At 44.5% G+C, this 23,255-nt stretch carries 17 protein-coding genes; 3 read left to right on the plus strand and 14 right to left on the minus strand.

All coding sequences use genetic code 11. The features are described 5' to 3' along the window. Positions 1 to 622 precede the first annotated feature (622 nt). The gene (locus tag QUB04_RS19195) at positions 623 to 2,398 is read left to right on the plus strand and encodes an EamA family transporter (RefSeq protein WP_333286744.1); all 1,776 of its coding nucleotides are present in this window, start codon (positions 623 to 625) and stop codon (positions 2,396 to 2,398) included. Positions 2,399 to 2,505: 107 nt separating this feature from the next. After that, the gene (locus tag QUB04_RS19200; protein WP_333286746.1) at positions 2,506 to 3,066 is read left to right on the plus strand and encodes a Uma2 family endonuclease; all 561 of its coding nucleotides are present in this window, start codon (positions 2,506 to 2,508) and stop codon (positions 3,064 to 3,066) included. A gap of 23 nt (positions 3,067 to 3,089) precedes the next feature. Here QUB04_RS19200 and QUB04_RS19205 read toward each other — a convergent pair whose 3' ends face one another. From QUB04_RS19205 to QUB04_RS19230, 6 genes are all read right to left on the minus strand, one after another. Continuing rightward, positions 3,090 to 5,084: a bifunctional serine/threonine-protein kinase/formylglycine-generating enzyme family protein gene (locus tag QUB04_RS19205; protein ID WP_333286748.1), complete on the minus strand. Its 1,995-nt coding sequence runs from the start codon at positions 5,082 to 5,084 to the stop codon at positions 3,090 to 3,092. 1,133 nt (positions 5,085 to 6,217) lie between these two features. Beyond that, complete coding sequence (locus QUB04_RS19210; RefSeq protein ID WP_333286750.1) at positions 6,218 to 6,373, minus strand: hypothetical protein; 156 nt, start codon at positions 6,371 to 6,373, stop codon at positions 6,218 to 6,220. Next, a complete protein-coding gene (locus QUB04_RS19215) occupies positions 6,370 to 7,881 on the minus strand; it encodes a hypothetical protein (protein ID WP_333286752.1) in 1,512 nt (503 codons plus the stop codon). The genes QUB04_RS19210 and QUB04_RS19215 overlap by 4 nt, the downstream gene beginning before the upstream one ends. Positions 7,882 to 8,136: 255 nt before the next feature. After that, positions 8,137 to 8,622 (minus strand): ester cyclase, encoded by a 486-nt coding sequence (locus tag QUB04_RS19220; protein WP_333286754.1) that lies wholly within the window; start codon positions 8,620 to 8,622, stop codon positions 8,137 to 8,139. 377 nt (positions 8,623 to 8,999) lie between these two features. Then, the gene (locus QUB04_RS19225) at positions 9,000 to 9,434 is read right to left on the minus strand and encodes an MAPEG family protein (RefSeq protein WP_333286755.1); all 435 of its coding nucleotides are present in this window, start codon (positions 9,432 to 9,434) and stop codon (positions 9,000 to 9,002) included. A gap of 9 nt (positions 9,435 to 9,443) precedes the next feature. Then, entirely contained in the window at positions 9,444 to 9,872 is a 429-nt protein-coding gene (locus tag QUB04_RS19230) for a DUF6220 domain-containing protein (protein WP_333286757.1), read from the minus strand. A gap of 177 nt (positions 9,873 to 10,049) precedes the next feature. Between QUB04_RS19230 and QUB04_RS19235 the strand changes: the two genes are divergently transcribed. Further along, positions 10,050 to 10,793, plus strand: a complete 744-nt coding sequence (locus QUB04_RS19235; protein ID WP_333286760.1) for a LuxR C-terminal-related transcriptional regulator — start codon at positions 10,050 to 10,052, stop codon at positions 10,791 to 10,793. 267 nt (positions 10,794 to 11,060) lie between these two features. Here QUB04_RS19235 and QUB04_RS19240 read toward each other — a convergent pair whose 3' ends face one another. From QUB04_RS19240 to QUB04_RS19275, 8 genes are all read right to left on the minus strand, one after another. Next, positions 11,061 to 11,219, minus strand: coding sequence for a hypothetical protein (locus QUB04_RS19240; protein ID WP_333286761.1), 159 nt, complete (start codon positions 11,217 to 11,219; stop codon positions 11,061 to 11,063). A 229-nt stretch (positions 11,220 to 11,448) separates the two neighbouring features. Further along, a complete protein-coding gene (locus QUB04_RS19245) occupies positions 11,449 to 11,790 on the minus strand; it encodes a hypothetical protein (RefSeq protein WP_333286763.1) in 342 nt (113 codons plus the stop codon). A 127-nt stretch (positions 11,791 to 11,917) separates the two neighbouring features. Then, positions 11,918 to 13,993: an FHA domain-containing protein gene (locus QUB04_RS19250; RefSeq protein ID WP_333286765.1), complete on the minus strand. Its 2,076-nt coding sequence runs from the start codon at positions 13,991 to 13,993 to the stop codon at positions 11,918 to 11,920. A gap of 21 nt (positions 13,994 to 14,014) precedes the next feature. Further along, positions 14,015 to 14,539 carry a hypothetical protein gene (locus QUB04_RS19255; protein WP_333286767.1) on the minus strand — a complete coding sequence of 175 codons (525 nt, stop codon included), beginning with the start codon at positions 14,537 to 14,539 and terminating at the stop codon, positions 14,015 to 14,017. Between the two features lie 33 nt (positions 14,540 to 14,572). Further along, on the minus strand, positions 14,573 to 16,408 hold the full coding sequence (locus tag QUB04_RS19260; protein ID WP_333286769.1) for a serine/threonine-protein kinase: 1,836 nt from the start codon (positions 16,406 to 16,408) through the stop codon (positions 14,573 to 14,575). A gap of 750 nt (positions 16,409 to 17,158) precedes the next feature. Further along, positions 17,159 to 18,745: a photosynthetic/respiratory NAD(P)H-quinone oxidoreductase subunit D1 gene (gene ndhD1 / locus QUB04_RS19265; RefSeq protein ID WP_445301073.1), complete on the minus strand. Its 1,587-nt coding sequence runs from the start codon at positions 18,743 to 18,745 to the stop codon at positions 17,159 to 17,161. Between the two features lie 519 nt (positions 18,746 to 19,264). Beyond that, positions 19,265 to 21,310 (minus strand): NAD(P)H-quinone oxidoreductase subunit 5, encoded by a 2,046-nt coding sequence (locus QUB04_RS19270; RefSeq protein ID WP_333286771.1) that lies wholly within the window; start codon positions 21,308 to 21,310, stop codon positions 19,265 to 19,267. 25 nt (positions 21,311 to 21,335) lie between these two features. Further along, positions 21,336 to 22,550, minus strand: coding sequence for a transposase (locus tag QUB04_RS19275; RefSeq protein ID WP_333286773.1), 1,215 nt, complete (start codon positions 22,548 to 22,550; stop codon positions 21,336 to 21,338). Positions 22,551 to 23,255 lie beyond the last annotated feature (705 nt).

Below are 23,255 nucleotides of genomic sequence, written 5' to 3' on the forward strand. Positions count from 1 at the left end.
CATCGGATACAAGTTTTTTATTTCTGGACGGATGAATCCGGGGGCTTGTATCCTGGATGCTTTCGGTCATTAAGTTTGTGATTCGGGTGCAATCGGGTGAGTTAGATGGGAGAATTACCGGGAGCAATCCGTGGAGAGGTCAAGCTGTATAGCAATCCTCAATGATTTGTGTAATTCTTGTAGGGGCAAAACCCACGCCCGGTTGCCCCGATGCAGGCTGGGGTAGGCACGGGGAGTAGGGGTAGCACTAACCCTACATATTTTTACAACTGATGCGAGGATTGCTATAGTATGATTTCTAATTGCACAAAGTGTTCTTGGGGGGATTAAGAGCGGGATAGCTTTGCTTCACGCAATTTTCTCACATTTGTAGCTTAGCGACTACTATTGATTCAACAGTGTCCGCAATCTTTTAGAGCCACTCATATCATTTCCGGTTACACTCATACATGATGTTGACGGTTGACGGTTGACAGTGAACAGTCAACAGTGAACAGTGAACAGTGAACTGGAATTTACTATTCCGATGCTAACGGATTTGATATCACTAGAACTTGCGGCCTGATTTGCCAAAATACTTAAGAACAGTGAACGTGCAGTTTAAATTAGAGGTTATAGGCTAATGGCGCAGCGGAACGTATACTCGTCAAAGGACGAGCCAGAGGAAGTACAATCAGCAGAAGAAGTCCTCCACTCAGTAATGCAAGAACTGGACGCTTTGCATCAAAATGTCAAAGGCCAGTTAAATCAAGACATTACTCGGCTGCAAACTGAAAAAAATCACCTGATTGAGGATATTGAAGACCTCAGAGAGCAATATCGCAAATTGCAGTCTCAGCAAATGGAATCTCTGTCTGGGCGATACATTCAGCAGCAGCAATTGTGGCTGAAGCAGTTGGCTCAAGTTTTGGCTCACAATTTGCAGGATTTGTTGGTGCAGCGGTTCAACGAACTCAGCGCTAACTCTGGAAATTCTCTCAGCAGCCCTATTCCCAGCGGCGAGTTCCCGATACCCCTGCCGCCGAGCAACTACGACGAACGCGCCTCGCAGTTGCTGGCGGCGCTGGATGAAAGGATCGATCGCAGTTTCCAGATGCTGGAACAAGATTTGAGCAGCTATGAAAGCGAGCTTTCCGTGCGGCTCAACAATATGCAAACCCTAGAGCGGCAAGGGGAAGAGCTGTTACAAAATCTCGTAAACCGCATCAGGGAAGAACTCGAAGAAGAAGAAGAATATCTTGAGAATCCTTTCGATGCTCAAGATTCCTATGTCGAGGAATCAACTAATTCTGTTAATTCTGTCCGCCCGCAACTTCTGCAGCCAACACCTGTGGAAAGGCCGCGGGAAGCCGTGCCGGAACCCTCTTCAGTTCCCTCGACCGCATCCGCTAAAGCACCTTCTGTACAGACAGGTTTGGTGCTGGCTTTGTCTTCGGCGGTGGTATTGTCGCTGTTTAATGTTTGTTTAAGAATTCTGATTAAAGGCAGAAATCCTCGGGTGGTTTTTGGCTTGTTTGAATTTCCGGGGGTGGTGACTCCCGGTTTTGGCAATTCTTTGTTGATTTTGTTGATGCGGCTGATCGTGGTGATGGCTTTGATGCCGATATTGGCGACATTTCTGTATCCTTCTGTTTGGAAAGATATTAGGCGGTTGTTCCAGTCGGGCGATCGAGCTTTGTGGGGGAAGGTTTTAGGAAGCGCATTTTTTCTGTTTTTGTCTCAGGTTTTGATTTATTTGGCGATCGGCAATATTCCAGCGGGGATTGCGATTACGATTTTCTTTATTTACCCGATCGTCACCGTACTAGGTTCTTGGATCTTGTTTGGTTCTCGCCCCAGCAGAGTCGGCTTTTTTGCGATAGTCGGGATTACCGCAGGTCTGATTTTAGCTGGGTGGCCGAGTTTTGCAGCCCCACCTCCGGGCGGCGGCAATGTCGGGGTGGGAGTCACGGCGGCACTGGCTTCTGGGATTACCTTTGCAGGTTACGTATTGCTGACGCAAATGGCCGCGGGCAAGCTGCACCCAATTCCTTTTAGTTTAGTTAATTTCGCCGCGATTTTTGTATTTTCCTCCCTGAGTTTGTGGGTGCCGCTGTCGGAAAATTTTTCTCCTAAGATCGACCAAAATGTTTGGCCTGGTTTGATTATCGGAGGCGTTATTTTAGGGGTGCTGACGCTGTTTAGCTATCTTTTGAATAATTTTGCCATCCGGTTCGCGGGGGCGGCCTTAGCGTCAGTAATTGGCACTTTGGGGCCGGCGATGACGGCACTTTTTGCGTTTATAATTATCAACGAGAAGTTGCAGCCTGTGGCAATTCTTGGCATGGCTGTGGTGACATTAAGCGTGGCTGCTATGAGTGTGGAACGCATAATGGCTCCTCAGAAGAAGGCTAGTTAAGGCTTGAATTTGTCCTTCATAATAGATACCCGAACCCCGACTTTTAAACAGTCGGGGTTCTGATATCTATCCAATTTAAAATCGAACATCTAAAATCGACTTGACCTATGACTACACTCATTAAAATCTTGCCCAACTTAGAGGAGTTTCTCAAACTTCCAGAAACGGAGCCAGCTTCCGAATATATTAACAAAGAAATCATTCAAAAACCCATGCCTCAAGGTGAACATAGCAGATTGCAGGCTAAGCTTTGCAATGTCATCAACCAAATAGTCGAAATACCAAAGATTGCTTATGCTTTTCCAGAGTTGCGTTGCACTTTCGGCGGTGTATCACTCGTCCCAGATGTAGCAGTATTTCGGTGGGAAAGAATTCCATTTCTACCATCGGGTAGAATTGCTAACCGCTTTGAAATTTATCCAGACTGGGCGATTGAAATTCTTTCTCCCGAACAAAGCCAAACAAAAGTGCTTGCTAAATTACTAGCTTGTTCGCAACAAGGCACTGAATTGGGCTGGTTAATGATTCCCGAAGAAGAAAGTATTTTAGCCGTATTTTCCGGGCAAAGAGTGGAGTTGTACGAAGGTGCAACTGATTTACCAATCCTTAATGGAATTGAGTTAGAATTGACGGTTGAAACCGTTTTTAGCTGGTTGAATTTTAGTTAAGTTAAAAAGAGCTATCGCCATTCTTAAACAACAGAAAGAACCACTCGAAAACCCACAATACTAGCCTTACAATCCGGCTGATATCTGAGGCGACACGCGCTGCGACAATTCGGAGGATGATCGTTCCAAGAACCGCCCCGCAACAACCTCAGCGAAGAGTCCCCGTCAGACTCCCAAACGCTACCATCCGCAGGCGCACCGTTATAATTATTGTGCCAAGAATCCGCGCACCATTCCCAAACATTTCCGTGGAAATCGTACAATCCGAAAGCATTAGGTTGAAAACTGCCAACATCTGTCGTTTGAAAGCGATAAACTCCCTTGGGCGCGTCAGCGTAATTAGAATTTCCGTTGTAATTGGCTAACTCGCTGGTAATCGTTTCCCCAAAGTGAAACGGCCCCGTAGTTTGCCCCCGGCAAGCATATTCCCATTCGGCTTCGGTAGGCAAGCGATAATTCTTACCAGTTTTGCGAGAAAGTCGATCGCAAAACTCCACAGCCTCGTACCAAGATACATTTTCTACAGGTCGATTTGCACCTTTAAAACGGGCAGCATCGGGATTGAGAAATATTTTAATTTCCGGCAGCGCCGCCACTGCTGTCCACTGGGCCTGAGTGACTGGAAATTTGCCCATATAGAAAGATGCTAAAGTTACTGGATGCTGCGGTTTTTCGTCGCTGTCACCTCTATCTTTTGGAGAACCCATGAGGAAAGTACCGCCAGGAACAGATACCATTTCCAGCAGTGTACTGCTACCAAGAGGTTCTTCAAAAAAACGCGCTTTGCCGCTGTTAACATTAATTTGCTTCCCGCGCTTGTCTACTGTCACCACCTGAAATTCAAAAGTGCTTTTGACAGCAGCAATTCTCTGCGATGCCTTGTTCAATGGCGGAGTGGTGTTGGATTTTTTCCTCGGATTGACAGAGATATTGCTGTTGATTTGCCCGCTTTGATTGAGCGGGCTATTGATTGCAAGTTGTCCTCCCTTTGTCCGAAAAGAATTTAGAGCAAGTTGTCCTCCATTGGCACAATGGGGTTGGGGAGGTAAAGAATAGAGATTTAAAGCTTTGATTACTTCATCAGCAGATTGATATCTATTTTTGAGATAATCTTGAATTAATTTGTCTAAAACATTTGCCAACTCGCTGCTGATTTTTGTGCCGGCTGGCAACCGTTCTCTCCAAATCCAGCCGCCATTTATCGGATCATAAAGGTCATCGGAACCGTCAATTTTTGGCAAACATTGAGTTAGCAGTCTCAGGCAAGTTATTCCCAAACTGTACAAATCGCTGCCGGGGAAAACTTGACCGCGCATTTGTTCTATCGGCGAATATCCGGGCGTTCCTACCGTCGTGCCTACTTTGCTCATCAGCGAGCCCGTCACTTGTTTGGAAATGCCAAAATCTATCAAAACTAACTCTCCGCGCCCTCCTCTTCGGAAAGCTGAATTCCGAAAATTTCCCGCCTTTGGCAGCGAGGAGCTAACAGAAGTGCGGCGCCGCATGATATTCTCAAGTTTGATGTCTCGGTGAATGACATTGCGATCGTGCACAAATTTCAAAATCGGCAGTACATCTGCCAGCAACTGCCAAATTTTTTCTTCGCTAAAAGCACCCTGCTGAGTTAATTCGGCTAGTAAAGTTTGCCCCTCAATCAACTCTTGTACTAAATAAAGTCGCTTGTCTTGTTCAAAATAAGCAATTAATCGAGGAATTTGGGGATGTTCACCGAGTTCGTAAAGTCGTTTCGCTTCTTCTTTAAACAATTGTGAGGCTTTTTCAAGTGCTGAGGTTCCTTGAAATTGGGGTACAAACTGCTTGATTACGCACGGATCGTCCATGCGATCCGTATCTACCGCTTCGTAAGTTCTGCCAAATCCCCCTTCGCCCAACAGTCGAATCACGCGGTAGCGGTTTCTGAAGAGAGGCGTGAGGTCGGACTGGCCGCAACTTTGACAAAATTTAGAGTTGTCGGGATTGAAAGGATGAGAACACGTCGGATTAGAACAGTAGAACATATCTGGGAAGAAATGATCCGGTTAAGGTTATGATATATCTTTTTGGCGCTCTTATGGAATACTAACAATTAATAATTGGTTATTGACAATTGACGGTAGGGAGGACATTACCCGCCGCTTGTGTCGCCGCAACGGAGAAAGTAGAACGCAGAATTTAAAACGCTAATTAATCCAAATAAAGCAATTTGAGGGCAAAAAATTCCAGCGCGATCGACCGATTTTAGCAACCAGCTTACCGCCGATACTCATCTGGGGATCTTGGTAATTGCTTTACAGGGGTCAGTATAGTACAACTTGGCGATCGCCCAACCAAAAAGCGATCGCACTCAAAGAACTATCCGACTAGAAACTAAGAAAGCAATTCAATCGCTTCATCGGGGTGTAAGCTGTCTACAAACTCGATTGCCCTTAAAGGCGATCGGGGTAATTTCAACCTAAAATGTCATATTTATACTGCTTCCACCAATTTTGTAAGCGCGCTAAATAACTTTATTTTTGAATAGTTTGACTACTAAAATAAGTAATAAAAACAGACCACAGCATGATACTGATACTATTGTTTCGGTGATATTTGGTGATATAAATATGATAAATCCCTGGTCTTTAATCAAGGCAGAGAAACTTGAAACACAAAATGGCATGAAATATAACCTGAATGCCTGCCAATGATCTCTTTTGCCTTTACTAGAAGAAACACTTAGCATCAGACCCGTACCGATTACAGCACTTATACCCATTGAATTGATCCATATTTTAAGCGAAGGATCAAAATGAAAACAAACTACTATAATATACCAAATGAGATAGCACCAGAGAATAGCTTTATCTAATTTGATTTCGTAAAGATATTGAATCAACCCTTTCATAGCACTAGAAATGATTTTATTTTTTCATTTTTATTAATAAATACAACCAGGAAAATTGAATAATTATTAGGGAGGGATAGCCAAAGACCATTATAACTAGATAAAGCGGTTATTTTTAGCTTAAAATCATGTTGCTTAAAGATGTTGCAGAGTGCTTTGCCAGCAACATATTTCATAGAGATAACTCAATTAACTGTTTCTCCGGCGCAAGTTCATTTTTTTGACGGGCGACTTCAAATCAACCCTGAACAGCATCTTTCAGCATCTCTAACAATCGGTTTTTAACTGTTTGATGTACGTGGAAATATCGGGATCTGAGGCATTTTTTCCCGATGCTTCGCCAACGGTTGCCAGCGCGAACGTGCTGCTGAGAACGGCAACGGTGAGGAAGTTCGCAAACTGTCGTTGGGGATGTGCGCTCATCGCTTTGGTCGGGTAGATGCTCGGTTTTTGAGCTGTGGCGGTGTCTTGTCGCTATAGGTAAATGGTAGCCCTTTGCGGCTTTTTAATCTCTCCTCTAACCATTTGGGTTTCTCGCTAAACGAGATCGACATCGTACCATCTGGAGCAACGCGATACAGCCATTTTGCCCCCGGACAAATAGACGACTTCATCTCGGGAACCGATGACGGCCATTTTCCGGTTTTGGCTGCTAGTGCTTTGACTTGCAGAATTTTCTGAGTCAGTTCCAAATCCAGCATAGATTTGGCTCCTTTACTGGTTTGGTAGGATACATCTGTAGATGTCCTACCTATATAATTCCACCACGCAAAGTCATTTACGGTGACTGAATCAGAAGCGCAAAAATTGTGCTGGCGAGATGCTGCAAGCGATCGTTTATAGGCGTGATAAGTATCGATCGCACAAAAGCGAACATAAGGTTTGATCACCGGCTTGAACCATACCAAGACATGAGAGAAAGTCCAGTCTAAGATTTTTTCTTCTAAAGTTAAATTTGAAGTTAAATTTGAGAAATACTTCCCTTGAATTAGTGAAAGCATTCCCCTATCACTAGAAGCGCCTATATCTTTTAGTATCGAAGAGTACGTGTCTAGTAGCGAAGACCACGAGTGTTTCCAAAGGAAGTCTTGCAAAAATTTGAACTCATACAAATATTGTCCCTGCAAGGATGTCAATATCGATTCGCGGTAATCGTGTTCCAGCAAGCGCTGCTGCCACTGGGTCGGAACGCGATCGGCTTTCCGCATCACCCCTGCTGGATATTTAGTCACAATCAAAGCTACAATTTGAGAGATGAAGAGGGGGCTTTCTGTTGAAGACTGGTTGATTTTCCAGGATACTTCCAGCATTTCTGCTGCTGCTTCCGTCTGACCTTTACGGTATTTTTCTAGAATGTCTAGGGCTAACACTTGTTGGAAATTAACCTGCCATAAATAAGCGGGTACGGGAGCCGTCATATCTCCTTCCAGAATCCAGGTAATATCTGTTCCCCAGTGCGGCACTTCATTATTTAAAACCTGCTGGCGAAGTTCTGTTAAAGCCGTTTGCTTGGAGGCGAGATAGCGCTGTAATTTCTCTGAAGGTGGATTTACGGCATCGTTTGGTTTGGCAATCTCAGCGTCTAGGTACTGCTTTAATTCTTGTCTGATTTCTTCAAATGCCTTTCGATCGTCCTTTGAAGACCTAAAATCAGCCCTAGACCCGATGGAGCGATCAACAGAAGAGAAACTTGCCCCTCCATCGAACCCCACTTTAGCGAGGGACGCCGCCAGCTTCAACGTCGCATCATTCGGCTCTGTTTGGGGAAACCGTTGGGCATATGCTGCTAAATCCTGCTCGATTTCTTTTTCATGCACAGAGGCGATATAGTTGCCGCCCACAATCCAGACTGCCAGCAGTCCCGCCAACCCAACAGCCGAACCACCCAGAAATTTGAGGTTCCGTCTGAACGATGGGTTTTGAATGCCCATAAACTCCTCCTTCGTGCGAGTACACCTGAAGATAATTGCCAGAATCAATTTAAACTAAACCATTTTCTTCTACATCTGCCGATTCTTGATACTTTTAAAAGTTAAATATTGTTAAGACGAATTGGAGCGATTGGGGAGATTCATTTGGCGATCGGCCGCAGGTAATTTTGAAGTATTGGGTATTGAGTATTGCGATCGCGACCTAACTCTTACCGTGACTTGTTCTGCCGCCGTCAACTATAAGCTCTGACAATCTTATTTCTGGGCGGATTTCTTAAACAGTTTGGACGCAGCACCTCTCAAAATGTGTGGTAGTAACTTTGGACCCGGCAAGAAGACAATCCCTAACTGCTGCATTAATCCAAGTGCATCGCCCTGCCCCCAATGCTCCGCGATTTTGCCGTTCTCGACTCGATCGATGTGCATAATCGCCAAGCTGATTTGTTTGCCCGTTGGCGGCAGACCCTGAAATTCTCCGACGTGTGTTGCTGTGAAGGTTCCGCACGTCACTACTTTATCGCCTGCAACCAGAACCTCATCAAAAACGTGTTTACCCTGACTGAAAGCTAGATAAAATGACATCCCGAACTGCTTGAACCCCTCCCCGTCCAATGGCTCCGGGATTCCCGCCATGCGAGCAATAAAATTCGGCGCTAGAAGTTCTAAGGCTTGTTCGATTTTGCGATCGTCGAAGGCTTTGTAGAACTGGAGAACGATTGCTTTGTTTTGGTCGGTCAGCATACAGAATTTTGTTTTGAACTAAATTGTAAAGCTTTGTTAGGCACATTGCACCGCATTGGGTTTTAATAATCGCTCTGATTATCAATTACCGCAAACTGCCCGATCGCCCAATCAAAAATCGCACTCTTCGTATAACAATAAGACTAGAAACTCAGAGAGCGATCCTCTTCGAGGGCTTCGCTAACGCACAGAATTCAAGAGCGATCGCTCTACTGGTAATTTTAAAGTATTGGGTATTGCGATCGCGACCTAACGACTCGGTTCAGTTGCAGACCGCCCCGCAAGACCCGGAACACACACGTAGAAACAGGGCCGGCTTTCCGCTGCACGCTCATTGTTCGGCTACTGTTGATAACTTCTAGCTCATTTGAGCGAGGTTAATTGATTGTGCCAAAGTGAATAAGTGCTGCGCGGATCGCGATGAACCACACCGCGAGTGTGGCAAATAGGTAAAGGTAGAACCGAAGTATGATGAGATTGAATGTGCAATGGACAGCACTATGCAAGGTGCGAAACACAACGAAGACCCAGGCGGCGTTCACATACACTGTATCCACCTGCTTTGTGATGAACAGGTATAGGACAAGCGCATAGAAAAGTACCGGAATCTCGAACAGGTTTTTTAGGTTATCCGATGGATTGGATACGCTTGGTGGCGAAATTTGTGCCAGTGCGCCCGGTACAGCAAGTTGATTCGGGGCGAGCTTTATATTGGTGATAAAACTGATACGGCGGATGTACATATACACCCAGACTAGGAGTGTTAGAAACACTGTGGCAAAGAAGGGAGTGAAGATTGCATCTTGCGTCATTTATACCTCTCAAATTTGATTATTGTGATAGTTGCTGGACGATAAAGTAGACGATATGCGATGTACAAGGCTGGAAGAAACATAGAGTAACGTAAATCCAATTAGAGGATGCAGTATCTCTAGGTGAAGAGGACTTTTGAGATGAATGCTGGAAAATTGTAGTCCAAGCAGGATTGGCAAACTGGCGGCGAGATGTCGTATTCTGCGTGAGAATGGGGCGATAAACGACCATCCCAGTAATACTAATGACAGCCCACTGTACCCTCGCACTAGCCAAACATGAATATTCCACCATGCAGGATTATTGAAGTAGGCAACTCCAACCGTTAATAATTGAGCAATCAAGCAGACATTAAAGATGATTGAAGTCACATAAAAGCTGATGAGTATCCCACGTGTGGGAGTGCGATCGGGCTCGATTTCCGAACTTGTTGTCATGTCAAGTTGCTTTTGAGATTACAAGGGTAATATAATTCGAGTATTGCAATGCTTCTAGACCTCGATCGGGTACTCTTTTTCACAATCAAGCAATTTGGTTACAAGCGCCCGGATTCATCCGTGGGGTCAATTCTAAAATCTAAAATCTAAAATCTAAAATCGGTTGACACCATGACGATGAAAAGTCCCTTGCAGCTTTTATTTGAAGCGCTCGACCAGGTAAAGGACGAACAAGATTTGCGATCGCAAGTCCTGCCTAAAATCGGTGAGTATTTTGCAGCTAAGCGATCGGGAATCTTTTTCTTCGATCAACTGCCCTTGGTAGATAGTAATCTTCAGAAAATACTGAAAGTTGGGCTATCGATCGAACACAATCCTGTTGTGCGTTATTTAGCAGAACGTCACGCTCCTGTCCATGAAGCATTGGTGGCATCTCCCAAGGTTTGGACAATAATTTGTCCCCGACCCGATCATTGGCACGTGATGGCGGGGCCGATTGTCAGTCGCGGTCAATTAGTGGGTGTAGTGGGTTGTACGCGCGATCGATCCATGCCCGCTTTCGATACAGAAAATCTAGCGGATTTGAGTGCGATCTGTTTGCATTTGTCTGTTTGGGCTGCAACAGTACGCGCGGCGAAGCTATCCCGTAGGGAATCGCAGCACCAACCTTTCAAGACCTCACGCCTAACGCCTCGTGAATTGCAAATTGCCGAATTGGTTGCTTTGGGGCGAACCAACGCAGCAATCGGGAGGGAACTTTGGATTACTGAGAATTCAGTGAAGCAAGCTTTGAAGCGAATGTTCCGTAAGCTTGAGGTTTCGTCTCGTGCAGAAATGGTTGCACAGCTTTCCGCGACAAAATATAATTTGCCAACTGTAAAAATGTCTCCATCCAACTTGATGCAGAACACTCACCAATAAACTTAAGGCTAGAAACTCAGAGAGCGATCTTCTTCGAGGGCTTCGCTAACGCACTTAATTGAAGAGCGATCGCTCTAGTGGTAATTTTGAAGTATTGAGTAGGGCGATCGAAGCATAACGACGCTTGATGAGTGCCTGAAAATTCTAAACTTCACCTTCTAGTTCATCCAGGTCATCGGCGGTTAATGGCGATCGGCAAAATCGGGATTTCGCTCTCGATACCAGCCGTATGCTTGCTCAATCTCAGAAGAAGCGATCGGGGTAATTTCAACCTGAAAAGTCATATTTCTGCTGCATTTCTTGGACAAAATTTTCGATAGGGCGAGTAAGTCCTGCGTTGAGTTCCTCGAAGCCTTGGTGAATACCTGCAATTGTTTCCAATCGAGCCATTAGTTGGCGCAGTTTAATGGGATCGATATTGCTCATAACCTAGAAGTTTTTTGGTGGCAAGCAGCTTCAGGAAGTCATAGATAACTTGTGTAATATCATGTCAGGTTACATAGGACTTGCATCCTTACCCCCAACCTACTCAGTCATCAAGGGGAAGAGTTAGATATACAAGTCCGATGCTAGCGGACTCGATCTAACGTCAGAAAAACCCCCTGTAAGTACCAGGGAGTTCTCATTCAGAATTTTTACTTTATTAAACTCAAAATTAAACGTCCTTCAACGCATCTATTGCTGCTGAAGCAATCGAAACATCTTGTTCGTTGATTTGAGAGTCGTTATTGACATCGGTAACTACGTCAATTGTGCCATCATTACCGTAATCATAAGCATCCAAGTTGCCGTCTTGATTCGTATCATAACCAACATTAAATGTATGCTCGCCATTCCGCGTGAAAACAGCATCAAATGTGCCATCATAATTTAGATCGGCGAAAGCATTAACAACATGACCTACACCATCGCCATCATGATCTGCCAAGTGAGCGACAACATCTACTTGTCCATCGTTGTTGGTATCAAAATTTTCTGTCGAATCAAAGGATGTCATACTTCGTTAAGTCTCCTTAAGTAACTATCCTAATTTTAGCAAAAAATTTTAGTATTGCCATAAATTTACCCGTAAATTAATTAAAATTTTTGTTTGATTTTAAAGCCAATAATGGCTGGCAAAGAATTCACTTCCCCTTAATTATTTGTAGGAGTTCCATCTGTTGCTTTTTCAAAGCATTTTGCCTATCTGCACAGTATTCCACACATTTTTTTACATCGTTAACGTAGAGTTTAATTCGCTCATTTTTAATCACCTCAGTCATTTCCTTTAAACGCAGAGCTTCCTGGTCAAAAATTGCAAGTAAAAAACTATTTTGCACCAATCTTTCAACTAAAAATTTTGCTAAGCCTTGGTAATGATTGCATAAACCCTTCTTCAAAGTTTCTGTTTGTTGTTCTAGCCTGACCGCCGCTTGTTTTTGCTTCGCATCTCCTCCAAGTAGGATATTTATAATATTATTAAATGCCATAATAGACGACCATCCATCACCCGCCTGAAATCTTGAGGCTGCTATTATCATTGATACCGCTATACCAATCCCACCAGCAACAGACGAACCAACTTCTTGATAAGAAATTTCGTTAGGAAATTCTACTACAGAATCTTGTAGATATTTGTAAACATCAAAATTCGGTTGCTCCGAATAGAAAGATGAATTAGGTAGGTTTTTAATTTGTATCAACTTCAGCAGTTTTGTCTCCGTCCTGTGAAAAAGCCCATTCAATCCTCCATCCCCATAATCGTAACAACTTTGCTTCCATTCTTCCTTCACCCAATTAATAATTTCCTTGTAGCAAAGATGATTCCTCATATAATGGTTTAAACTATCACGTTCCCCTATTTGCTCTGACATTAAACTTAGGTATAGTTCAGAACCTTTTTTTGTTACCGCAGGCTGCAATTCTTCAGTAAACATCTTGATTCTGTGAAGCAAGCTTTTTGTAGTGAACGGATGAATGAAAGCATCTTTTGATTCTAATATCCTAGTTTTTATTTGCTGGAATGTTCGCTCTTTATCTGCATTCACTTCGAGTAATACTTTATTGATTTCTCGCTCGCTCAGTTCGCATAACAATTCTTCCAGCTTTTGACTTTCTTGTTTTAGAGCATCTTCTTGCTTATTGAAAAAATCATCAAGAATATTTATTTGAGTCAAAAACTGCTGTTTAATTCGTTCCTTTAAAACCTCATCGAATTCATCATTGGCTAGACTCTCTAAAACAGGTCTAAATAAATTTGGTTTTAACTGGGCCACTAGCTCAACTCTATTCTCTTGATGATGGCAATAAAAAGAGCTAATAGGCGCAGAAACTAAAACCAAGGATTGACTAAAGTTTTGATGCTTAATCCAAGTATCCATAACCGCTAAATTAGTTTTACATCCTTGACTTGTAGCTGTGCTATCTATTGCAATAACTACTTTTAATACTTGAGCCTTAATAGCCCGATCGATAAACTGCTTTTTATCAGCAGAAAGGGTTTGACCAGAGCCAAGAACTAGATATAGAATGTCACAATCAATCAGTTGTTTTTCCAGCTCATTATTATTATTCTCGCTGGGGCTAAATTTAACATCAAAAACAAGTTCAGGACTTTTTCTAGTGGCTTCTGGATAACCGAGTATGATACAGTCCCCTGCCTGTAAAGTACGACAAGCCTTCAGCAACTTTTGACCGTTGATGTAAGTTCCATTATTGCTGGTGTCACAAAATTGCCAGTCTGTTTTGCCAAATCCATAATTTACAAGAGGTATAATTTCGGCATGATGTCCAGAGACCAATTTGCATTCATCTGGAATCCGAATTTGACTGTCTTTGCTCCGCCCAATTACTACTTTCTGATTTTGAGGTAGTGAAAAACGAGTTGACTGCTCTCCTGCACTATTGGTATATTTTATGGTGACTGCCACAGGCGATGTTATTTCACTTCCTTGAGCATGAGAAGGTAAGGAAGTCGTCTTAAATTGGTAGATGTCTGCTAGGTTGTTGTGTTGGCAAACCAAGTTTTGCAGCGCTTCTGCCAAGATCGGAGATTCACTAACAATTAGAACCCTGAGCTTACCTACTTTGAGAATTTCAACTAACTTGTTCAATTCTCGTTCAACTTTGCCAAAAATTGGGTGTTGATTGACTCTAGCTGCTACAAAGTTCTGAACGCCTTGAATGCGCTGTAGCAGTTTTTCAAATTTAGGTGACATCATATTAAAGTAGGATATGTTTGTTTACGATTCTGACGGTGACAATAGTCCGATAATTACTAACAGCCAAAAGAACAGCCAAAGGATTGCACCGAATACAATCCAAGCAACTTCCCCTCCTGTGAAAGATTCCCTGACTGGAAGATTGGGTTGTTGTTGTTCCCAGTAATAATTGACGGCTTTCAAAATTGTTAAGAATGGTACAAAATAAAACAACCCGAGGAGCGTAAAAATACCCGGTAATTGATACAGTACAATACATATCCAATAAATCAATGTCACCTGAAAAGCAGAAGTTTTTTCTCTATACCCTTCTTTTTCAGCTAGGAAGAAAATTTTTTTGGCTAAGCTGTGGATTGTAAAAGGGAAAAACCAAGCCCTCAGCCAAGGGTTAATATTCAAATTATCCCTGTTTTTTAAAAAATTCCACTGCTTGTGACACCAAGGAAGTTGATACAGTCCCCAAGTAATAATCATCAAAAAGCCAAATTTCCTTACAGGCATTACATTGGAAAATTGTCGCTCGATTGGCTGATTGAATTCAGTCATATTTTTGGCTCCATACTTAGTTGAATTATTGAATTAATTACCTTGCCAAATCTTGATAGCTCCGTCATCGCTACTACTGGCAATAGTATTTCCCTCTCGGCTGAGGACTGCACAGCAAACCGATTCTAAATGCCCCGTGAGAGTGGCAATCAGTTCTCCACTGTTTAGATTCCACAGCTTGATAGTTTTGTCGCGACTGCCGGTGATCAGGGTACTGTTATTGAGACTGATGGCGACAGAAGTTACCCAGTTTGAATGTCCGTTCAGGGTACGAATTAGTTGTCCGCTGCCTAAATTCCACAGCTTGATGTTATTGTCGTTACTACCACTGACGATCGTCTTGCCATTCGGACTGATGGCAACGCAATTAACCCAGTCTACATGACCCGTGAAAGTGTTAAGCAATTTGCCATTCAGTATATTCCAAACTTTAATAGTGTTATCTCGACTACCACTGACCAAAGTTTGACCGTCCGGAGCGATCGCAACAGCATAAACCGAGTCGGAATGACCTGTGAGACTGCGAAGTTCTTGCCCATTAGATAAATTCCAAACCTTAATTATCTTTTCTCGACCGCCACTAACAAGTGTCTGACTATCTGGGGTAATAGCAACGCAATAAACCGAGTCGGAATGCCCTTTGAGGTCGCGAATCCAATTGCCATTATTTAGATGCCACAGCTTGATAGTTTTGTCTAAACAACCGCTGGCAAGTATCTGCCCGTCTGGACTGATAGCAACGGAAGTAAAACAAGTAGCTTCACGCTGAAAAAACCCTGACTGTTGCTTGAAGGTGTTTCTTAGATTGCCACTGTCGAGATGCCACGCCTTAACAGTGTTGTCATCGCTAGCGCTAGCAAGGGTTTGACTGTCTGGGCTAATGGCAACGGAACGAACTGAGGTTGCATGACCCGTGAGAGTACGGATACACTGCCAATTTTGAGTTTTAGGTAGTTGAGAAACTGTCTCAGTGGGGTAATTAGTTTGTCTTTTCGGCGGTTCTGGGGGTGTATAAGCACCGTTATTATAATTGAGCGCCCGTAGAACCTCCTTAGCACTCTGGTAACGGTCTTCAGGAAAGCAGCGTACCATTTTGGTGAGGACTTCAGCTAGCTCTTTATTTACAGTCACCAGAGGATGCCAGTCAATCTCGCCACGTTTTTTGTGATTTAACATCAACTCGGCAGCATTTTTCCCGGTTAATGCTTGGATGCTAATCATGCCCAACGCATACAAGTCGCTGGCAAAAATTGGTTTGCCATCCTGCTGCTCTGAGGGTACGTAGCCTAGAGTGCCAATACTGATAGTTATACGGGTTCGAGACGCACTACTTACTTCTGTTAGCTGTCGCTCTAACTTGACCGCGCCAAAGTCTACCAGCACTAATTTATTGTCCAACCTTCGCCGAATGATATTATCAGGTTTAATATCTCGATGGATAACGTTTTTATTGTGAACAAAATCTAGGATGGACAAGATTTCTTGCAGCAGTTGAATGACCTGATTTTCGCTCCAACGCTTACCTGGTGGCAACTCCACACTGAGAGGCTGTCCCTCAATAAACTCTTGCACTAAGTAGAATTCTCGATTTTCTACAAACTGATCCAACAGTCGAGGAATTTGGGGATGATACCCCAATTCTGCGAGGGCTTCTGCTTCTTGAGCAAACAGACGCTTGCCGATTTGCCAGAGATCGTGTTTGGCCTGTTCAGAGAGGGTGGGATCTGTGCTTCTGGCAGGTAAAAGGTGCTTAACAACACAGATTTGGTCGAATGTTTTGGTATCTGTAGCTTTGTAAGTAATAGCCTGTCCGCCTTGACCAAGCTTTTCTACAATTTGGTAGCGCCCGTTGAGTAACTGTTCAAGCATAAGTGATTTAATGATGAAAATAAATATTGCGCTTTACATTTTGATAAGCGAGTACGCAAAATAAATTACACGCGGGATTAATCTAATTGCCCGCGAACCCCGCTGTAAATTACTACACCAAGATTCCGGTCACTCCGGAAATATGATTAGCTGTTCGGCGAGATCGAACCACACTTAGTTGCCTCGCTGCTAATTTATCTAAAGCCTAATATAGAATCAACAAGCTCTGAGCTTAACCTAGAACTTGCGACATATAGCCTTTCTCAGGTAGGTGATATCGATTCCGGTTGCACCGGAATGATTGTTGACTGTTGACTGTTAACTGTTGACTGTGAGTCAAAAAAATGAAAATAGCGTTGATATTTGTTGGCAGCTTCATTCGAGTTTACGCCCGACTCCGGAAGCGCGGAATTGATATGAGGTACAAAAAAACGCTCAAAAACCCTGAAATTCAAAGAACCAGGTGCACCTCATCTTGATGAGAACCGCTATAACTTAATAATTGTATTGCAGATGCAGTAAGCTGCTTGGCATCTAATTTGACAGTTGATTTTTATGAGGTGCTTCTGGGATAAGCATTTTGCTCGTCTCTTTATTCGATTTAAATGCCCATCAGCTTAGTATACACGATATTACCTACATATACCACAGGTCGCTTATTTATGTCAACCCCTTCTTATATTAAATAGAAAACCCCCAAACCCTTTTAAAAATCAAGTTTGGGGGTTTTCTTCCTAAATCCAGTTCAAATCACAACTTACTCGGCTCGATCGCCGGAGCACGCAGAGACACAGTTTTGTCCGTAGCAGCCTTAGCCACCAGCGACGGCACAGAATCGCGCAATTTTGCAGTCAACTGAACAGTAGTCGCATCGTAAACCTGAGTCAGCATCTTCGGATACAAACCAATGCCAATAATCGGCACTAACAGAGCCGCAATAATAAACACTTCTCGCGGTTCCGCATCCACCAATTCCTCGTGATCCGACAATTCCTTATTTTCAGGCCCGTAGAAGATTTCACGCAGCATCGATAGCAGGTAAATCGGAGTCAAAATCACCCCGACAGCAGCGAGGAATACCACGCAAACTTTAAACACAGGATTGTAAGCATCGCTCGTTGCAAAACCCACAAACACCATTAATTCTGCTACAAAACCGCTCATTCCCGGCAAAGCCAAAGAAGCCATAGAACAAGCAGTCCACATCGCAAAAACCTTACGCATTTTCTGTCCTACACCGCCCATTTCGTCGAGCATGAGCGTGTGAGTGCGATCGTAAGTGCAGCCCACCATAAAGAACAAACTCGCCCCGATTAAACCGTGGGAAACCATTTGCAGCATTGCACCGCTAATTCCCAAATCAGTAAACGAAGCTATCCCAATCAGCACAAACCCCATGTGCGAAATCGAAGAATAAGCAATTTTCCGCTTCAAATTGCGCTGAGCAAAAGAAGTTAAGGCGGCGTAAACAATGTTAACCACACCCAAAATTACCAAGATGGGTGCGAAGGTAGCGTGAGCATCGGGGAGCATTCCCGCATTCATCCGCAGCAAAGCGTAACCGCCCATTTTTAGCAGAATTCCTGCTAGCAACATGTGGGCGGGTGCGGTTGCTTCGCCGTGAGCGTCAGGGAGCCAAGTGTGGAGGGGAAAAATCGGCAGTTTGACGCCGTAAGCTATCAAGAAACCTGTGTACAGGAGCAATTCTACATTGGGGGCGTAATCTTTAGCTGCGATCGCCCGCATATCGAAAGTCACTGTATCGCCGTAAAACGCCATCGTCAGCCCGCCAAGCAAAATAAACAGCGAACCGCCTGCGGTGTACAGGATAAACTTAGTTGCTGCGTAAAGGCGCTTCTTACCGCCCCAGATGGACAAAATCAGGTAAATCGGGACTAATTCCAGTTCCCAAACCAGGAAAAACAGCAACATATCCTGCACGGCAAAAACTGCGATTTGGCCGCCGTACATTGTCAGCATCAAAAAGTAAAAAAGCTTCGGTTTAAATGTGACCGGCCAAGCTGCTAAAGTAGCCAGCGTAGTAATAAAACCAGTCAGCAAAATCAGCGGCATCGACAAACCGTCAGCACCCACAGACCAATTCAAATCGAGTTGCTGCACCCAACTATAGCTTTCTACCAGTTGCAAATCTGGATTGCTGAAGTCGTACTGAGTGTAAAAAGCGTAAACAAGTAGGGCAAAATCGATTAAACCCACAATTAGGGCATACCACCGCACCGTCTTGCCATCCTTATCGGGAATTAAAGGAATCAGCAAGGACGCAGCAATGGGAAACAGAATTGTTGTTGTTAACCAGGGAAAGTTAGCTGTATCCATTGCGTTTTAAAATGATCCATCAGTTATTAGGTTTAAACACATTTTGCCAATTTTGGTCTAAATTTTATACTTTCTTTAGACGGAACATTTTTTTTTGCTATTATTTGGACAAATTATGCGATCGCAACAGTGAATTTTAATGAAAGATTTATTTCTATTGGCTAATTGTCAATTGTGAGTTATTGAGCTAATAACCGTTCTTAAAATATCTTCTGGCGGGAAATGGCATTGCCCATTGGTGTCAACTTAAGCCGATCATCTGCAATTCCGCGAGTCCGCCAGGGGTTTCAACCCCTGGCTAATAGCAAAAGTCCTCTGAAGAGGACTAATAGATATCTCCAAAAAAGCCAGTATTGAACTGGCAAGATGCCTCTTCCACAATAAGAGTTTTAAGGAGTTCTTCAGTCCTCTTGAGAGGACTTTAGCTTTGAGACAGGGAATTCATTCCCTGTCGGACTGTCGGACTATCGGTTTTACCTGTTTGTTGACACTAATGGACAATGCCGTTTCCCTAAAGATTTAACTAACTCCAGAAACGATCGCAAAACCCAGAACTGCGACAAACACAATCAGGGCATAAAACTGAGCGCGACCGCTCTCAAAGTATTTCAAACCTTCGCCGGTAATCAGCGTGACCAAACCGGTCAGGTTGACGACACCATCGACGACTCGCAAATCCACTTCCATGACTTGTCGCGCTAAACGGCGGCTGCCTTTGACAAAGAGAAAATCGTTGATATCGTCGAGATACCACTTGTTGAGGGAGAACTCGTAAAGCGGTTTGATTTTTTGGGCGATCGCACTTGGGTCAATTTTACGGCTCAAATACATCAGAGAAGCCAAAGTAATGCCCAGCAAAGCAATACCTACCGAGCTTCCGCCCATAATCAAAAATTCCGTCAAATTGAACTCAGCAGCGTGTTCCAAAACTTCTTCGAGAGACTCCCCAGGCGCGCGAACAAACTGCTCGAAATAATTGGCAAACGGCGTACCGAGAAAACCGATAAACACAGAAGGTACTGCCAGCAACACTAACGGCAGAGCCATTGTCAGAGGAGATTCGTGAGGCAAATGGTCGTGCTCATCGTGACTGTCACCAGTTGATGCCAATTCCTTAACGTTCATCGCTCCCGGGCCAAAAACAAGACCGGGTTGCAGGAGTTGCTGCTTGATGGCGCTGTCATTGCCCCGGAATTCGCCCTCAAAGGTGCTGAAATACATTCGGAACATATAAAACGCGGTCATCCCTGCCGTCAGCCAGCTAACAGCCCACAGAGCGGGATTTGCTGCGAAGGCGCTGGCGAGGATTTCATCTTTTGACCAAAAACCAGCAAACGGCGGAATTCCGCAGATTGCCAAATTTCCGATTAAAAAGCAAGCAGAGGTAATCGGCATATATTTCCGCAAGCCGCCCATGACTCGCATATCTTGAGCGAGTGCGGGGTTGTGGCCTACAACTGCTTCCATACCGTGAATCACTGAACCTGAACACAGGAACAGCATTGCTTTGAAGTAAGCGTGAGTCATCAAGTGGAAAAGTCCGGCACTGTAAGCGCCGACGCCCATTGCCATCACCATGTAGCCGAGCTGGGAGATGGTGGAGTAGGCGAGGCCTTTTTTGATGTCATTTTGGGTAATCGCGATCGAAGCGCCCATAAATGCCGTAAAACAGCCGGTGCAGGCGATCAAATTCATGACTGCAGGCAGCCCTTCAAACACCGGGTACATCCGAGCGATCAGGAATACGCCAGCGGCTACCATTGTCGCGGCGTGGATTAAGGCCGAAATCGGTGTCGGGCCTTCCATTGCGTCTGGTAGCCAGACGTGGAGGGGGAATTGAGCGGATTTCGCTGCTGGGCCCAAAAATATGAGGACGCCGAAGATTGTCGCCAGAGTCGCCGAAAGAGCACCGGATTCGACTAAGGAGTGCAGGCGTTCGCCCATCACCTCAAATTCAAAGCTGCCGGTGGCCCAGTAAATGCCGAGGATGCCCAGCAGCAGGCCGAAGTCGCCGACGCGGTTGGTGACAAAAGCTTTTTGGCAAGCGTCAGCAGCGGGTTTGCGATCGTACCAAAATCCGACTAGCAGGTATGAACACATACCTACCAGTTCCCAGAAAATGTAAATCTGAACGATGTTCGGGCTGATTACGAGACCCAACATTGATGCGCTGAAGATGCTCAGGTAGGCGTAAAAGCGCACGTACCCGTCATCGTGAGCCATGTAACCGTCGGTGTAAATCATCACCAAAAAGGCGACCGTAGTGACGATCGCCAGCATCACCGCCGTCAGCGGGTCAATGATATAGCCCATATTCAGCGAGAAGTCGCCAGCAGAAGCCCACTGAATACTGCGGGTGTAGGGTGCGTGGCCCTGTAGTTGACTCCACAGTAATGCGAAGGATAGTACCATTGAGCCTCCGAGTGTGGAGACGATTAATATCGCATTCGCTTGTCGCAGTTTGTTGGTTGCCTGGTTAAAGGTGATTAAGCCTAGACCTACTAGCATTGCGCCTGCCAGTGGCAGGACTGGGATCAGCCAAGCGTATTGATAAAGCAGTTCCATGACTGATGTAGTTTATATCTGTTAACTAGATTTGCCAAACTGTAAACAATTGTAAACTACCCACGCTCCCTAACGGTACAGTTTGGGCTTTTGTTAGCCCTGAATCTATCGGACAAGCCAATAAATTCGAGCCTAAAGGCTGGCTTACACTCAGCCCCAAAAGTCTTATCATCTGGCTACCGTTATCGTCAGCGTCTCCGATCCAGCCACAAGCTATGTTGCTGCATTTGAAAGATTTATTGCTTCTCAATCCGATATGCAGGCAACAATGGCAAGTTTGAGAAGTATAAGCGGGATTAATGGCGATAACCTCGATTCCTTCCTTGATTCCCTTATATTCGAGAAAAGTCCTCAACCGAGAAAAAGCCCACGAGTTTGACAGTCTTCTCTCAGTCTTATTTCTAGGCTTCTGATTGGTTCTTTCCCGAATACCGGTCAGGTCTTCAATGGCAATAGCAGAGCGAGTTAATTTCGCCTCGGAAACGATAGCCTTGCTGATATTGTGATTCAGCCATGTTTGGTATCTTCTCTCCCGTCCCGATAACCGTTTCAAGATTTGTCTCGCCCTGCGACGAGTAGACCTCGTGCCTTGAGACGCTTTTTTTTGGAGAGAAGCCCTAACGCGACTGTATTTATTTCTAATTTCCTTGATTCTTTCCCCTGACCACGATTGACCCGTACTCGTAACGGCAATGTCTGTCCTGCCAAAATCGACACCGATAACATTATCCGAGCTTGATAGTTTCGGTGGTTCCGATTTCAATTGAATATGAACGTACCAATCGCCGTCACGATGCAAGCAGATTTGAGCAGATGTAGGATTCTGACTGGTTAACTTGCCCCGATGGTAGTTACTCGCTCTCAAGGGAAGGGTTAATCGTTTCCCTGTCGTGCTGACGCTTACCGTCCAATCTTTTTCGATAAAACGGAACGTTCGCGCATCACAGTCGAAACTTGTCGGAGCGAAGTTCTTAACTTTCTTCCCCTTCTGTTTCGCTCCGAGACGATTAGCAGCTACCCGACCGCAAGCCCTGACGACGTGGTTAGCTGTCAGTCCGAATTGGTCTTTAACCTCTTTGTAACAGACTGCTTGAATCGAGTTCCGATTGGTTAGTCGGGGGTTTACGTTCTCATCGATCCAGTTACAAGCCGACGCGAAAGCCGTGCAGGTATCGGTCAACAATTGATGTTGCTCGCTACCCACTTGAAGCTTTACTACTAGCGTCAGGACTTGTTCCATTTATCTTGAAAACTCACTATGTTGACATCCTCACCGCCGTAAAACGGACGGTGATTCCTAAACCTCACGATTTATGTTTCTGCTTCATAGCAACTGCCTCCACCCTCAAGGAGTTTATGGCTTTACGTTCGCTCCACAGACTATCCCCGCAAGCCCTGCGGTTCTTATGTGTCGAAATCCAAAAAAGGAGTTCTCATGTGTTTGGTTGATTCTAGGGGTGAACTGTCCATTGCCCTATCCTCTTTTCCCGGTCTACCGATTTTTCTGCGCCGCCAGTTTTACTGGACGAGAGCCCGCCTGAGCTGTCTGAATCCATCGTCTCGGGTGGGTCAAGGACCATTTTAATTATACATACTGAAAAATTTGTAAAACCGTCCTAGAAGGACGGGGTTTCCAACCCAATTTTCTGATGAGCCTACCTTGTTTGGCTCTGTTGCGCCAGGGGCGTTTATTGGTCGATCGGCATTCCTCCGATCGCCTGCTTTCATAGGCGAGAGCCTCCTGCCGACATTGAGGCGATCACCCACAGCCGATCTTACGGGCAAAGTTCGCCTCAAATTTATATCGAAAGATAGAGGAGAAAGTTAAGCTTCTCTCAAAAACTGTTGAAACTTCGCTCGAAAATATAGAGCAGAAACCGGGTTTTTTCCCAAAACATGACATCTAAGCCTTGAATCTCGGAAAAAACCAGATTTAAATTCCACG

The sequence above is a fragment of the Microcoleus sp. D2_18a_B4 genome (assembly GCF_036702475.1).
GTDB lineage: Bacteria > Cyanobacteriota > Cyanobacteriia > Cyanobacteriales > Microcoleaceae > Microcoleus.